This window comes from Nocardioides sp. (assembly GCF_030655615.1).
Classification (GTDB): domain Bacteria; phylum Actinomycetota; class Actinomycetes; order Propionibacteriales; family Nocardioidaceae; genus Nocardioides.
On the sequence record NZ_JAURVJ010000231.1, the window covers coordinates 1 to 12975 of the forward strand.

At 73.6% G+C, this 12975-nt stretch carries 14 protein-coding genes; 9 read left to right on the plus strand and 5 right to left on the minus strand.

All coding sequences use genetic code 11. The annotated features are described in order from the left end of the window. On the minus strand, positions 1-467 hold a 467-nt coding region (locus Q7T52_RS20215), incomplete at its 3' end, for a TetR/AcrR family transcriptional regulator (protein ID WP_304805354.1). Positions 468-601: 134 nt separating this feature from the next. Here Q7T52_RS20215 and Q7T52_RS20220 point away from each other — a divergent pair. Further along, positions 602-1543 (plus strand): NAD-dependent epimerase/dehydratase family protein, encoded by a 942-nt coding sequence (locus Q7T52_RS20220; RefSeq protein WP_304805355.1) that lies wholly within the window; start codon positions 602-604, stop codon positions 1541-1543. A 12-nt stretch (positions 1544-1555) separates the two neighbouring features. Here Q7T52_RS20220 and Q7T52_RS20225 read toward each other — a convergent pair whose 3' ends face one another. Beyond that, the gene (locus Q7T52_RS20225; RefSeq protein ID WP_304805356.1) at positions 1556-2542 is read right to left on the minus strand and encodes an aldo/keto reductase; all 987 of its coding nucleotides are present in this window, start codon (positions 2540-2542) and stop codon (positions 1556-1558) included. Between the two features lie 103 nt (positions 2543-2645). Here Q7T52_RS20225 and Q7T52_RS20230 point away from each other — a divergent pair, with 103 nt between their 5' ends. Genes Q7T52_RS20230 through Q7T52_RS20250 form a run of 5 tightly spaced genes read left to right on the plus strand, consistent with a single transcriptional unit; the run spans position 2646 to position 6257 of the window. Then, positions 2646-3203 (plus strand): RNA polymerase sigma factor, encoded by a 558-nt coding sequence (locus Q7T52_RS20230; protein ID WP_304805357.1) that lies wholly within the window; start codon positions 2646-2648, stop codon positions 3201-3203. A gap of 1 nt (position 3204) precedes the next feature. Beyond that, the gene (locus Q7T52_RS20235; RefSeq protein ID WP_304805358.1) at positions 3205-4008 is read left to right on the plus strand and encodes a hypothetical protein; all 804 of its coding nucleotides are present in this window, start codon (positions 3205-3207) and stop codon (positions 4006-4008) included. 34 nt (positions 4009-4042) lie between these two features. Next, a complete protein-coding gene (locus tag Q7T52_RS20240; protein WP_304805359.1) occupies positions 4043-4402 on the plus strand; it encodes a hypothetical protein in 360 nt (119 codons plus the stop codon). A gap of 29 nt (positions 4403-4431) precedes the next feature. Then, on the plus strand, positions 4432-5040 hold the full coding sequence (gene coaE / locus Q7T52_RS20245) for a dephospho-CoA kinase (protein ID WP_304805360.1): 609 nt from the start codon (positions 4432-4434) through the stop codon (positions 5038-5040). Beyond that, the gene (locus Q7T52_RS20250; RefSeq protein WP_304805361.1) at positions 5037-6257 is read left to right on the plus strand and encodes an MFS transporter; all 1221 of its coding nucleotides are present in this window, start codon (positions 5037-5039) and stop codon (positions 6255-6257) included. The genes coaE and Q7T52_RS20250 overlap by 4 nt, the downstream gene beginning before the upstream one ends. Here Q7T52_RS20250 and Q7T52_RS20255 read toward each other — a convergent pair. The 3 genes from Q7T52_RS20255 to Q7T52_RS20265 all read right to left on the minus strand — a co-directional run bounded on the left by Q7T52_RS20255 (position 6238) and on the right by Q7T52_RS20265 (position 10217). Next, positions 6238-6693 carry a GNAT family N-acetyltransferase gene (locus Q7T52_RS20255; protein ID WP_304805362.1) on the minus strand — a complete coding sequence of 152 codons (456 nt, stop codon included), beginning with the start codon at positions 6691-6693 and terminating at the stop codon, positions 6238-6240. The two genes, Q7T52_RS20250 and Q7T52_RS20255, sit on opposite strands and share 20 nt — an antisense overlap. Before the next feature lie 164 nt (positions 6694-6857). Further along, entirely contained in the window at positions 6858-7814 is a 957-nt protein-coding gene (locus tag Q7T52_RS20260) for an RNA polymerase sigma factor RpoD/SigA (RefSeq protein WP_304805363.1), read from the minus strand. A 228-nt stretch (positions 7815-8042) separates the two neighbouring features. After that, positions 8043-10217 (minus strand): S9 family peptidase, encoded by a 2175-nt coding sequence (locus tag Q7T52_RS20265; protein ID WP_304805364.1) that lies wholly within the window; start codon positions 10215-10217, stop codon positions 8043-8045. 87 nt (positions 10218-10304) lie between these two features. Here Q7T52_RS20265 and Q7T52_RS20270 point away from each other — a divergent pair, with 87 nt between their 5' ends. From Q7T52_RS20270 to Q7T52_RS20280, 3 genes are all read left to right on the plus strand, one after another. After that, positions 10305-11192 carry a GNAT family N-acetyltransferase gene (locus tag Q7T52_RS20270; protein WP_304805365.1) on the plus strand — a complete coding sequence of 296 codons (888 nt, stop codon included), beginning with the start codon at positions 10305-10307 and terminating at the stop codon, positions 11190-11192. Continuing rightward, the gene (locus Q7T52_RS20275; protein WP_304805366.1) at positions 11189-11896 is read left to right on the plus strand and encodes a 5-oxoprolinase subunit PxpA; all 708 of its coding nucleotides are present in this window, start codon (positions 11189-11191) and stop codon (positions 11894-11896) included. Before Q7T52_RS20270 ends, Q7T52_RS20275 begins: the two co-directional genes overlap by 4 nt. A gap of 650 nt (positions 11897-12546) precedes the next feature. Continuing rightward, positions 12547-12975: carboxyltransferase domain-containing protein (locus Q7T52_RS20280; protein ID WP_304805367.1), on the plus strand; the 429-nt coding region annotated here is incomplete at its 3' end.

The following is a 12975-nucleotide window of genomic DNA, read 5'->3' on the forward strand; positions in this document are numbered from 1 at the left end:
CCGCGCGGTCGGCGGCCGGCCTGCTGGGCGTCGCGGACCAGCTCGAGGAGGGCGATCGCGACCCGGGTGGCCGGGGCGACCGTGTCCTCGGGGGCCGCGTAGCCGGGCACGGGGGAGCCGTAGGTGAGGGCGTACTGGTGCGGGTGCTCGATCGCCCAGCCGCGCAGCGCCTTGGCGATGGCGCGTAGCCGGCCGCGCAGGTCGCCGCGGCGCACGGCGGCGTCCGCGGCCTCGACGGTCGCGCCGAGGTCGTCGTAGGCCTCGACGATGAGGGCGGTCAGGAGGGCGTCGCGGCTCGGGAAGTAGCGGTAGACGGCGGACGAGGCCATGCCCAGGTCGCGCGCGATGGCGCGCACCGACAGGGCGGCGGGTCCGATCTCGGCGAGCTGGGTCGCGGCGTTGTCGAGGATCGCGCGGGTGAGCTCGGCGCGGGCGGTGGCACGTGCGGTGCGGGGTGCGGTTGACATGCCCCGATCCTGCCTCGGAACGAGAGCGGCAGCAACAAACGAGAGCAGTGCTCTTGCAAATCGTCGCGAGGGATGGCACTCTGGAGGCACGACGAGAGCAGTGCTCTCATTTCGAATAAGGAGAAGGAGAAGTCATGAGCAAGCACGTGGTGGTCGGGTCGGGTCCGGTCGGGACGGCGACGGTCAGGGAGCTGGTCGCCCAGGGGCACGAGGACGTCGTCCTCGTCAGCCGGTCCGGGTCGGGCGCGGAGATCGACGGCGTGCGCCGGGTCGCGCTCGACGTGAGCGACGCCGACGCCCTGACCGAGCTGACGCGGGGCGCTGAGGCGCTCTACAACTGCGTCAACCCGCCGTCGTACGACGTGTGGTCGACCTGGTGGCCGCCGGTCGCCACGGCGTTCCTCGCGGCCGCCGAGCGCACCGCCGCGGTGCTGGTGACGGCGTCCTGCCTCTACGGCTACGGCCCGACCGACGCCCCGATGGTCGAGGGCCAGCCCGACGTGGCCGAGGGGACCAAGGGCAGGCTGCGCGCCGAGATGTGGGCCGAGGCCCGCGCGGCGCACGAGGCCGGGCGGCTTCGGGCGGTCGAGGTCCGCGGCTCCGACTACATGGGGCCCGAGGTGGTCGTGTCGCACGTGGCCCAGGTGGCCGCCAGGGCGGTGCAGGGCAGGAGCGTCCGGATGTTCGGCGCTGTCGACCTGCCGCACACCTGGACCGACGTGCGCGACATGGCCCGGACGCTGGTGGCCGTCGCCGGGCGTCCAGAGACGCACGGCCGCGTCTGGCACGCACCGTCCAACGCCCCGGTCGCCCAGGCGCAGGCGGTGGCCGACGTCTGCCGCGCCGCCGGTGTCGCGCCGGCGAGGGTCCGGCCCTGGCCGGGCGCGATGCTGTCGCTCGGCGGGGTGTTCGTCGGGTTCCTGCGCGAGATGCGGGAGACGTCGTACATGTTCGAGCGCACCTACGTCATGGACTCCGCGGTCACCCAGCGCGAGCTCGGGCTCGCCCCGACCCCGTGGGACGAGGTCTGCCGGGCGACGGCCGCGACCGCGGCCCCCGGGCTCGCCCGCGTCTGACCGGGGCCCACCTCAGTAGCGGCTGCCCGTCACCCGGTCGGCCAGCGCCCCGAGCCGCTCGAGCTCGTCGCTGGTGAGCGTGAGGTCGGAGGCCGCGACGTTCTGCTCGAGGTAGGTCGGCCGCTTGGTGCCCGGGATCGGCACCACGTCGTCGCCCTGCGCGTGCACCCAGGCGAGCGCGACCTGCCCGGGGAGGACGCCACGGGCGTCCGCGACCGAGCGGACCTCGGCGACGATCGCCTGGTTGGCGTCGAGGTTGTCGTCGGTGAAGCGCGGGTTGGTCCGGCGGCTGTCCCGGGTGCCGAAGTCGGCCGAGGAGGTGACCGTTCCGGTCAGGTAGCCGCGCCCGAGCGGCGAGAACGGGACCAGACCGACGCCGAGCCGTCGCGCCGTCGGGACCACCTCGTCCTCGAGGCCGCGGGTCCACAGGCTCCACTCGCTCTGGACGGCCGTGATCGGGTGGACGGCGTGCGCCCGCTGCAGCTGGTCGGCGGTCACCTCGGAGACGCCGAGGTAGCGCACCTTGCCCGCGGTGACGAGCTCGGCCATCGCGCCGATGGTGTCCTCCAGCGGCGTCGCCGGGTCGACGCGGTGGAGGTAGTAGAGGTCGACGTGGTCGGTGCCCAGGCGCTGCAGCGAGGCGTCGATGCCCGCCGCCACGGCCGCCGGTGAGCCGTCGAGCTCGAACCGGGCGCCGCTGCCGGACGCCTGGCCGACGTCGATCCCGGCGATGCCGACCTTGGTCGCGAGCTGCACCTCGTCGCGGTGGGTGGCCAGCCACGACGACAGCAGCACCTCGTTGCCCCCGAACCCCGACTCACCGATCGCGCCGTAGACGTTCGCGGTGTCGAGGAAGGTGACCCCGAGCTCGAGTGCCCGGTCGAGGGTGGCGTAGGACGTGGGGTCGTCGGGCTCGCCGTAGGACTGGCTCATCCCCATGCAGCCCAGACCCTGGCTGGAGACGACGAGACCCTGGCTGCCGAGCGGGACGGTACGCATCCGGCCACGCTAGGCGTTGGAGTGCGCTCGAGAGCAAGGTAATTGTCCGGGAACCATGGTCCGCCACCGGACATGACAGGGTATGAGCCCACCGGAGGACACCGTGACCAGACCGAGCGAGGCCGACCTGGCCGCGGGGCTGAGGGCGGGCCAGGCCGACGCCCTGACCGAGCTCTTCGACCGCCACGCCGACCGCATCTTCCGGCACTGCTTCCGGCTGACCGCTGACCGCGCCGACGCCGAGGACGCCACCGCCACGGTGTTCCTCGAGGTGTGGCGGCACCGCCAGCGGGTGCAGGTGCACGACGGGACCGTCGTCCCGTGGCTCTACGGTGTCGCCACCAACGTCTGCCGCAACCTGACGCGCGGCCGACGCCGGCACCTGCGGGCCGTGTCCCGGCTGCCGCAGCCCGAGGTGCAGCCCGACCACGCGGACCGGGTCGCCGAGCGGCTCGACACCGAGCAGCGCGCGCGGGAGGTGCTCGACGCCATCGAGCGGCTCCCGCAGCGCGAGCGCGACGTGGTCGCGCTCGTCGCCTGGTCCGGGCTGTCCTACGAGGCCGCGGCTGCGGCCCTCGACGTCCCGGTCGGCACGGTCCGCTCGCGGCTCTCGCGAGCCCGGCGCCGCCTCGACCTCCCTGCCACGTCCGAAGGAGCCTGACATGAGCGAGCTGAACCCGCCCGACGAGCCGCTCGACCCCGCCGCCCGTGCCCGCATCCGCGCCCGGGTCGTGGCCGGCACCCAGACCCGGTCACGCGCCGCGCGCGCGTGGCTCGTGCCGGTCGCGGCCTCGATCGCCGTCGGTGCCCTCGTGGTCGGCGTCGTGCTGCTCGGTGGCGACGACGAGCGCGGGGCCGGGCCGGCCGGCCCCGCCACGCCGTCGGCGTCCTCGACCGCCCCCGACGTCGCGCCGACCCCGACCCCGGACGGCTTCCCGATGCCGCCGGACGGCGAACCGTCGCCCGGTGTCGAGCCCACCCCGGCGGCCACGGAGTGCGACCGCGAGACCCGCGCGATCCTCCCGGGTGCCGAGCCGAGCGCCTCGTTCGACAACGAGCTCGGGACGACGACGTTCTACCTGGCCGACGGCCAGTACACGCTGTGCAACGACTTCGGCGGTGGCGTGACGGTGCACCACCCGAAGCCGGTCGCGGGCGGCGGGGAGCGCAACCCCTACGAGCTGAGCAGCGAGTTCCCCCGCGGCAAGCAGGCGCTGTTCATCGCCGGCGGGCTGGTGCCCGACGGCGAGGAGGACTTCCAGGTGACCTACACGTTCCCCGACGGCCACGTCGCGGAGTCCGAGCTCGTCGGCTCCGTGACCGACCTGTGGTGGTTGGTCGTCTACGCCGCGCCCGATCTCTCGACCGCCACGGACGGACCGCCCACGGTCGAGGTCGTCGGCGGACCGCCGGCCGAGCCGCTCGACATCACCGAGATCTGCGCCCAGGCCAACCACGGTTGCTAGGAGTGCACGGCCCGGATCGGGGCAGGAGAGCGGCATGGAGTTCTTCGTGGTCGTGATCGCGTTCATCGCCGTCGCGTGGCTCGTCGTCATCGTCGGCATCGTGGCCGGGCTCGGCCGGGGCGGGCGCAACCGCAGCGGGCGGCGTACGTCGTCGGCGACCGACCCAGGGTCCACCGGCACCTACGTGGCGGCCGACGGTGGTGCCGGTGGCACCGACCGCCGCGACGGCGACGGCTGGTTCGACGGCGGCGGGCACCACGGTCACGACAGCGGCGGCGACGGAGGCGGTGACGGGGGCGGCGGCAGCTGGGGCAGTGACGGCGGCGGTGACGGCGGCGGTGGCGACAGCGGCGGTGGCGGGGGAGACGGCGGTGGCGGCGGAGGCGGCGACTGAGCCGGCGGCGCGGTCAGTAGGCTCGCCGGGTGCGAGTGGGACTGACCGGCGGCGTGGCCTCGGGGAAGAGCTCGGTGGCCGACATCCTGCGCGAGCTGGGTGCCACCATCATCGACGGTGACGTGCTCGCCCGCGAGGTGGTCGAGCAGGGCACCCCCGGGCTGGAGCAGGTGGTCGAGGCGTTCGGCGCCGACATCCTCTTGCCCGCCGGCGACCTGGACCGTCCGCGGCTCGGCGCGATCGTCTTCAACGACGCCGAGCGCCGCAAGGTGCTCGAGTCGATCGTCCACCCCCTCGTCTTCGAGCGCTACGCCGAGCTCGAGGCCGCCACCGGGCCCGACGACCTGGTGGTCCACGACATCCCGCTGCTGGCCGAGGCCGGTCGCGCCGACGGCTTCGACGCGGTGCTCGTGGTCGACGTGCCCGACGAGGTGCGGATCGAGCGGATGCTCCGTGACCGGGGCTGGACCCGCGAGGACGCCGAGTCACGGATCGCCTCCCAGGCCACCCGTGAGCAGCGGCTGGCCATCGCCACCCACGTCATCGACAACGCCGGGACCCGCGAGCAGCTGCGGGAGCGGGTCGAGCAGGTCTTCGCCGAGCTGACCGGCCGGTCGTCCTCCCGACCACCCTCGTGAGCCCGGCGGACCGCGCCAGCGGGCGGGTCCTCGTCCTCGTCGGGATCGTCGTCCTCGCCGTCAACCTGCGCCCGGCGGCGGTCAGCGTCGGGCCCGTCCTCGACGACGTCCGCGCGGGTCTCGACATGTCGGGCACCGAGGCCGGCATCCTCACGGCCCTGCCCGTGGTCGCGTTCGCGGTGTTCGGGTCGCTGGCGTCGCGGCTGGCCGGGATCGTCGGGCCGCACCGGATCACCGCCCTCTCGCTGGCCGGCGTCACCGTGGGGCTCTTCGCCCGCAGTCGGGTCGACGGCGTCGTACCGTTCCTGCTGCTGTCGCTGGTCGCCCTCGGCGGCATGGCCACCGCCAACGTGGTGCTGCCGTCGCTGGTCAAGCTGCACTTCCCCGAGCGCGTCGGCACCCTCACCGCCGTCTACTCCACCGCCCTCGCCGTCGGCATCACCGGGTCGTCGGTCCTGACCGTCCCGATCAGCGAGGCGAGCGGGTCGGCGGACGGGTGGCGCAGCGGCCTGGCGGCGTGGTCGCTGCTCGCCGCGCTGGCCCTGGTGCCGTGGCTGGCCCTCGTCGGCCGCGACCGCGACCGGGTGCGGCCCGTCGCCGCCGACCGGATCCCGCTCTCGGCGATCGCCCGCACCCGGACCGGCCGCTTCATGGCCGCGTTCTTCGCCCTGCAGTCGCTGCAGGCCTATGCCGTCTTCGGCTGGTTCGCCGCGATCTACCGCGACGCCGGCTACTCGGCGAGCACGGCCGGGCTGCTGCTCGGGGTGATCACCGGGACCAGCATCCCGCTCTCGTTCCTGGTGCCGTCGCTCGCGGGCCGGATGACCAACCTGACGCCGCTCGTGCTCGCCCTGGCCGCCTGCTACCCGGTCGGCTACGTCGGCCTCGCCCTGGCCCCGCACGACCTGGCGGTCCTGTGGGCGCTGCTCGTCGGCGCCGGGACCTGCACCTTCCCACTGGTCCTGGTGCTCATCGGCCTGCGCTCGCGCACCCCGGAGGGCACCGCCTCGCTGTCGGCCTTCACGCAGTCGGTCGGCTACCTGTTCTCGGCGGTCGGGCCGTTCGGGTTCGGGGTGCTGCACGACCTGACCGACGGCTGGACGGTGCCGCTGCTGGCCCTCACCGCCCTCATCGTCCCGCTGGCCGTGTGCGGGCTGGCGCTGGCGCGTCCGTCGTACGTCGAGGACGAGCTGGCCCTCACACCGCCCGCGTCATGAACGTGCTCGACGGGTCGGGCCGGTAGGAGCCGAACGGCGGGCACTCGACGAACCCGTGCCGCGCGTAGAGCCGCCGGGCCGGTGCGAAGAACTCCTGGCTGCCGGTCTCGAGGCTGATCCGCCCGAACCCGGCCTCCCGGGCGTGGCCGAGCACGAACGTCACGAGCCGGCCGCCGACGCCCTCCCCGACCCGGTGCGGCGCCGTACGCATCGACTTGAGCTCGGCGTGGTCGTCGTCGAGGCGCTTGAGCGCGGCGCACCCGACCAGCTCGCCGTCGTCGTGGGCCGACCAGAACGACACCCCCGGCGCCCGGAGGCCCGTCAGGTCGAGCGCGTGGCTCGACCCGGGAGGCGACGTCGCGCGCAGCTGGGCGACGTGGGCCTCCAGGAACGCCACGATCGTGGCGCTGCTCAGGTCGTCGGGCTCGATCCGCATGGGGTCCAGGTTGTCAGGGGGAACCGACCCTTGTCAGGGGTTGCAACCCCTGACAAGGGTCGGAATCCCCGGCCGGCCGGGGAATCCGCCACCGCCCCGGCACCCCAAAAATCTCAGGAGCCCCGACCGCAACCAGCGGTCGGGGCTCCCGAGGACGAAGCAGGTCAGGCAGCCAGGTCGGGGTCGCCCAGGCGGCGCAGCTTCTGCAGCGCCTCCCGCTCGAGCTGACGGACCCGCTCGGCGGAGATGCCGTGCTTGGTGCCGATGTCGGCGAGCTTGTGCTGGCGCCCGTCGACCAGACCGTAGCGCGAGCGGATGATGTCGGCGGCGCGGTCGTCGAGCTGACCGACGAGGCTGTTGAGGCGGTCGCGCGACTCGGTGTCGAGGACCGTCATGTCGGGGGACGGAGCGGTCTCCTGGGCCATCAGGTCGCCCAAGGAGGTGTCGCCGTCCTCGTCGACCGGGGTGTCGAGGCTGACGTGCTCGCGACCCCAGGCCATCAGGTCGAGCACGCGGTCGACCTCCATGCCGAGCTCGGCGGCGATCTCGGCCGGGTCGGGGTCACGGCCGAGCTGGCGCTCGAGCGTGCGGCGGGCGCCGCCGACCTGGTTGAGCTCCTCGACGACGTGGACGGGGAGTCGCACGACGCGGGCCTGCTGGGCGATGCCGCGGGTGATCGCCTGCCGCACCCACCAGGTCGCGTAGGTCGAGAACTTGTAGCCCTTGGTGTAGTCGAACTTCTCGACCGCCCGGATGAGGCCGGTGTTGCCCTCCTGGATCAGGTCGAGCATCGGCATCTGGGCCCGGCCGTACTTGCGGGCGATCGACACGACCAGTCGCAGGTTGGCGTTGATGAACGTCTTGACGGCCGCCCGGCCCTCCTCGGCGAGCCACTCGAGCTCCTCCTCGGTGGCTCGCATGGGGGCGCCGCCCTTGCGGCGTCCGACCCGGCCCTCGGCGAGCAGGGCCTCGGCCATGAGGCCGGCCTCGATCGTCTTGGAGAGCTCGACCTCCATGGCCGCGTCGAGCAACGGGTTGCGGGCGATCTCGTCGAGGTAGAGGCCGACGCTGTCGCGTCCCTCGATCTCGCGGCCACCCCGTGATGCGGTCCTGGTTGCCATGGGGACCCTCCTAATGGTCTCGTGGACGGCCTTGCGTCCACGTGTTGTCCAACGTTCGTCTGGGGAGGTGGATTCCCACATCACCCGGAAGGCTTGGCATCTGTGCTAGGCCTTCGACAGCAACGACGCTTCGGATGGCCCCAGAGTTGCCCGAATCCCCAGATCTCAGCGACTTCTCAGCCCTGTTCCCCAATACTCAGCCCAGACCGGGCCGAGGTCGGGCCGGGTTCAGGCCAGGCCCATGACGTCGAGCACCCAGGCCAGCGTGAACGCGCGGTCCTTCCAGGCCTGGTAGCGACCCGAGACGCCGCCGTGGCCGGCCGACATCTCGATCTTGAGGAGCACGTCGGCGTCGGTCGCGTCCGAGCGCAGCCGGGCCACCCACTTGGCGGGCTCGACGTAGAGCACGCGGGTGTCGTGGAGGGACGTCTCGGCGAGGATCCGGGGGTAGGTGTGGGCGCCGACGTTGTCGTAGGGCGCGTAGGCCGCGATCGTGTCGTACGCCGCGGGGTCGGCCTCGGGGTTGCCCCACTCGTCGTACTCGGTGACCGTCAGCGGCAGGCTCGCGTCGAGCATCGAGGTGAGCGGGTCGACGAACGGCACCTGCGCCACCAGGCCGCCGAACGCGTCGGGCGCCTGGTTGGCGACGGCGCCGATCAGCAGGCCGCCGGCGCTGCCGCCCTCGCCGACCAGCCGGTCGGCGGTGGTCCAGCCCTCGGCGACGAGGTGCCGGGCGCACGCGACGAAGTCGTCGAACGTGTGCTGCTTGTGCTCGAGCTTGCCGTCGTCGTACCAGCGGCGGCCCATCTCGCCGCCGCCGCGCACGTGGGCGATCGCGAAGGCCGCGCCCCGGTCGAGCAGCGAGAGTCGGGCGATCGAGAACGCGGGGTCGGTCGACATCTCGTAGGCGCCGTAGGCGTAGAGGTGCAGCGGGACGGGCTGGTCCGCGGCCCGCGCGTCCCGGCGTACGACGAGCGAGATCGGCACCGGCTCGCCGTCGGCCGAGGTGGCCCAGAGCCGGTGCTCCTCGTAGTCGTCGCGGTCGTAGCCGCCGAGCACGGGGGCCTGCTTGAGCAGCGTCAGCTCGCGGGCGCGGACGTCGTAGTCGTAGACCGACGACGGCACGGCCATCGTCACGTAGCCGAGGCGCACGGTGGGCTGGTCGAAGCGCGGGTTGGCGCCGGAGCCGACGGTGTAGACCTCCTCGTCGAACTCGACGAGGTAGTCGTCACCGATCCCGTTGCTGGTGCCGCTGCTGCCGCTGGTGCCGTCGTCGAGCTCGATGATCCGCAGCTGGGTCAGCCCGTTGCTGCGCTGGTGGACGACGAGGTGGCCGGCGAAGGCGTCGACGTCCTCGAGCCGGGTGGCCGGGTCGTGGGGGACGAGCGGGGCCCAGCCGGCGCGCGGCGTCGGCTCGATGGGCGTGACCCCGAGCTCGAAGTCGGGTCCGGTCGCGTTGTGGAGCACGAGGAACCGGTCCTCGCCGGCGATCACGGCGTGCTCGAGGGCGTACTCGACGTCCTCCTCGCGCGCGGCGAAGCACCACAGCTCGGGCGGGCCGTCGGTGGCCGCGTCGGCGTCGATCACGTGGTACTCGCTCGTGGTCTTGGAGCCGGCGGCGACCACCAGGAACCGGTCGCTGCGGGTACGGCCGCAGCCGACCCAGAACCGGCCGTCGGTCTCGTGGAAGACCAGCTCGTCGTCGGCCTGGGCGGTGCCGAGGCGGTGCCGCCAGACCTTGTCGGCGCGCCACGACTCGTCGACGGTCGTGTAGTAGAGGTGCTCGCCGGCGCGGTCCCAGGTGCCGCCGCCGAGGGTGCCGGTGATCTCGTCGGGCAGCAGGTCGCCGGTCGTGAGGTCCTTGAAGCGGATCGTGTAGCGCTCGTCGCCCACCACGTCGGTGGCGTAGGCCAGCAGCCGGCTGTCGGGGGTGATCGTCGAGCCGCCGAGGGAGAAGAACGTGTGGCCGTCGGCGAGGGCGTCGAGGTCGAGCAGCACCTCCTCGCCGGGCAGGGCGGGCTGGTCCGGGGAGGCGTCCTCGGCCGGCTGGGGCGGCGTCCAGTCGTCGGGCCCGCTGACCGGGACCCGGCAGCTGGCGCCGTACTCGCGGCCCTCGAAGGACCGGCCGTAGTACCAGTGCTCACGCACCCGGGTCGGCACCGACAGGTCGGTCTCGCGGGTCCGGGCCTTGATCTCGCCGAAGATCGACTCGCGCAGCGAGGCCAGGTGGGCGGTCCGCTCCTCGGTCCAGGCGTTCTCGGCCTCGAGGTGCGCGATCACCTCGGGCGACTCCTTGTCGCGCAGCCAGTCGTGGTCGTCGACCCGGGTGCGACCGTGGTGCTCGGTGGTGACGGGACGTCGCGGCGCCGTCGGTGGGGTGGTGGGGTGCGACGTCGAAGTCATGCCACGCACCGTATCCACCAGCCCCCGGGGACGCCGCAGCGGGAAATGACTGGTGGACGGAGCCGGGTGGTCTGGGAGAGTCGGTCCGTGCCCGACCTGACCCTGCAGCCCGTCGCCGACCCGCCCTTCGAGGAGCTCGCCGAGCACCTCGTCCACCGCCGGTTCCTAGCCGAGCAGGTCGATCCCGACCGCGCCCGCGAGGCCGCCGACACCATGGTCGTGCGGGTCCGCGAGCGGACCGCGGTGCTCGACGTGCTCGGTGAGGGGGAGCGCGTCGGCCGGGTCTGGCTGGTCGAGCAGGGCGACGACCGCTCGGTGCTGCGCCTGGCTCTCGACGACCCGGACCGGGCGCCGGCCGTGCGCGCGCTCCTCGAGGTCGTGGCGCGCGACGCCGGGGCGCGTCGGCTGACCGCAGGGGTCTATCCAGGCGACCCGGTGACCGAGGCGTTCGTGGCCGACGGCGGGTTCGAGACGGCCGCGGTGCAGATGCGCCTCGACCTGGGCCAGGAGCTGCCGGCCGAGGACGTCGTGACGCTCGAGCCGATGGACGCGGCGGCCTACGACCTCTGGGAGGCCGACGAGATCGACGCCTACGCCGAGGCGCGGACCAGGTCGGGCGAGAGCCCGGAGCACGCGCTCAAGGTCTCCCGCGAGCAGCACGCCGAGCTGCTCCCCGACGGCCTGGCGACCGAGCACCACCAGTTCTTCGTCGGCCGGGTCGACGGCCTGCAGGTCGGCACCCTCTGGGTCGGCACCGAGCGTCCGATCGCCTTCGTCTACGACGTCGCGGTCGACGAGGACCACCGGCGCCGCGGCTACGGCGGCGGCCTGATGCGCGCCGGCGCGCTGTGGGCCCAGCAGCAGGGCTCGCACGCGCTGGGGCTCAACGTGTTCGGCTACAACCACGGCGCGCGGGCGCTCTACGAGGGCCTCGGCTACGAGACCGTCGAGCTCTACCAGGGCAAGGAGCTGTGACCGACCGGACCCTCGACCTCAACGCCGACCTCGGCGAGGAGGTCACCGACGACGCGGCCCTGCTCGCGGTCGTCACCAGCGCCAACGTGGCGTGCGGCTACCACGCCGGGTCGGCGGCGACCATGCGTGCCGTGTGCGAGGGCGCCGTCGAGCGGGGCGTGTCCGTGGGCGCACAGGTCTCCTACGCCGATCGTCCGAACTTCGGCCGGGTCGCGGTCGACGTCGCCTACGAGATCCTGCGCGAGCAGGTCGCCCACCAGGTCGGCGTGCTGTCCGAGATCGCGGTCGCGGCCGGCACGTCGGTGCGCTACCTCAAGCCGCACGGCGCGCTCTACCACCGCGTGCTGGACGACGAGGAGCAGGCGATGGCGGTGCTCGCCGGGTCGGGCTCCCTGCCGGTGCTCGGGATGCCCGGGGAGCTGCTCGACCAGGCCTACGCCGCCGGGCGACGGGTGCTGCTCGAGGGCTTCCCCGACCGGGGCTACGCCGGCGACGGCCGGCTGCTCCCGCGCGGCGAGCCGGGCGCCGTGCTCGAGGACAGCACGGCGATCGCGGCCCGGGCGGTGGAGCTCGCCCCCGGGGTCGACTCGGTGTGCGTGCACGGTGACACCCCCAGCGCGGTCGATCACGCGCGCGCCGTGCGCGCCGCGCTGGAGACGGCGGGCTGGCGGCTCCGGGGGCTCGCGGCTCGTCCACAGGACTAGTCCGCAGGCTGTGGAATCACGGCCCCACCTGTGGATGAACCGGCCCGGGCTGTGGAGGGGGCTGTGGGACCGGGGGAATGTCGGCCCGATGCCTTGCGCGGGTCGATCCGGCGGGCGTAGAACTCTCCTTACCGAAGCAAGGGCGGCCCGTGAGGGAAGCCGGAGCGGAGGGGATCGGCAGGAGCGAGGACCCATCCTCCTGGCGGCTCTCGAGCCGCTGGAGCGGCACCCGGTGACGGGAGGTCGGGGTCGGAGCGAGGGCTCGATCGTGGGGCGTCACCCGCCCGACGACAGCGTGACGGAGCAAGATCCACACTCCCGCGGAGCCTTCGGGCCGAGCGGGGGCGGCGACCCGGTGACGGGGGCGGCGGGATCGGCAGGCCGGCACGGTGGTCCGGACGTCACCTCAACCGGGCGAGATCTAGCGATGACGAAGACCCAGACCTCGAGCTCGCTCGGGGCGTCGGACCGGTGACGGGAACGGCGGGGTCGGAGGCGTCGCCAGGTCGTCCGGACGTCACGCCGCCGGACACCCCGAGGGCCTCCTGATGCTCATACCATCAAGAGGCCCTCACTCTTTTTGGGGTGTTCGGACCCATCGTGACGGCTGGTGCGGCCCGGTGGGTGACGTCCTCGTGAACACTGGTGACATGCAGCTCGTCCCGGTCGGCCCGACCGCGTTCCTGGTCGAGGTCGCCGACGCCGGTGCGGCGCTCGGCCTGGCGGCCCACGCGCGGCACGCCGGGGTGGCGGCGCTCGAGGTGGTGCCGGGCGCCGAGACGGTGCTCTTCGACGGGGTCGCGGACGCGGCAGCGCTCGACCGGGTCCTGGCTCGCTGGGAGCCCGGCTCGCGGGCCGGGGTGGGTGAGCTGGTCGAGGTGCCGACGACCTACGACGGCGCCGACCTCGACGACGTCGCCGAGCGCTGGGGGACCGATCGCGCGGGCGCCGTCGAGCGGCACGCGGAGCTGGAGTTCGTGTCGGCGTTCTGCGGGTTCGCGCCGGGGTTCGCCTACCTCACCGGCCTGCCCGACGCGCTCGCGGTGCCGCGGCTCGACACCCCGCGCGGGCGGGTGCCG

Excerpts from the sequence above, each read along its gene's own strand:
- Q7T52_RS20220 (WP_304805355.1), top strand. The coding sequence starts at position 602 with ATGAGCAAGCACGTGGTGGTCGGGTCGGGTCCGGTCGGGACGGCGACG.
- Q7T52_RS20240 (WP_304805359.1), top strand. The coding sequence starts at position 4,043 with ATGGAGTTCTTCGTGGTCGTGATCGCGTTCATCGCCGTCGCGTGGCTC.
- Q7T52_RS20265 (WP_304805364.1), bottom strand. The coding sequence starts at position 10,217 with ATGACTTCGACGTCGCACCCCACCACCCCACCGACGGCGCCGCGACGT.
- Q7T52_RS20235 (WP_304805358.1), top strand. The coding sequence starts at position 3,205 with ATGAGCGAGCTGAACCCGCCCGACGAGCCGCTCGACCCCGCCGCCCGT.
- Q7T52_RS20255 (WP_304805362.1), bottom strand. The coding sequence starts at position 6,693 with ATGCGGATCGAGCCCGACGACCTGAGCAGCGCCACGATCGTGGCGTTC.
- Q7T52_RS20260 (WP_304805363.1), bottom strand. The coding sequence starts at position 7,814 with ATGGCAACCAGGACCGCATCACGGGGTGGCCGCGAGATCGAGGGACGC.
- Q7T52_RS20225 (WP_304805356.1), bottom strand. The coding sequence starts at position 2,542 with ATGCGTACCGTCCCGCTCGGCAGCCAGGGTCTCGTCGTCTCCAGCCAG.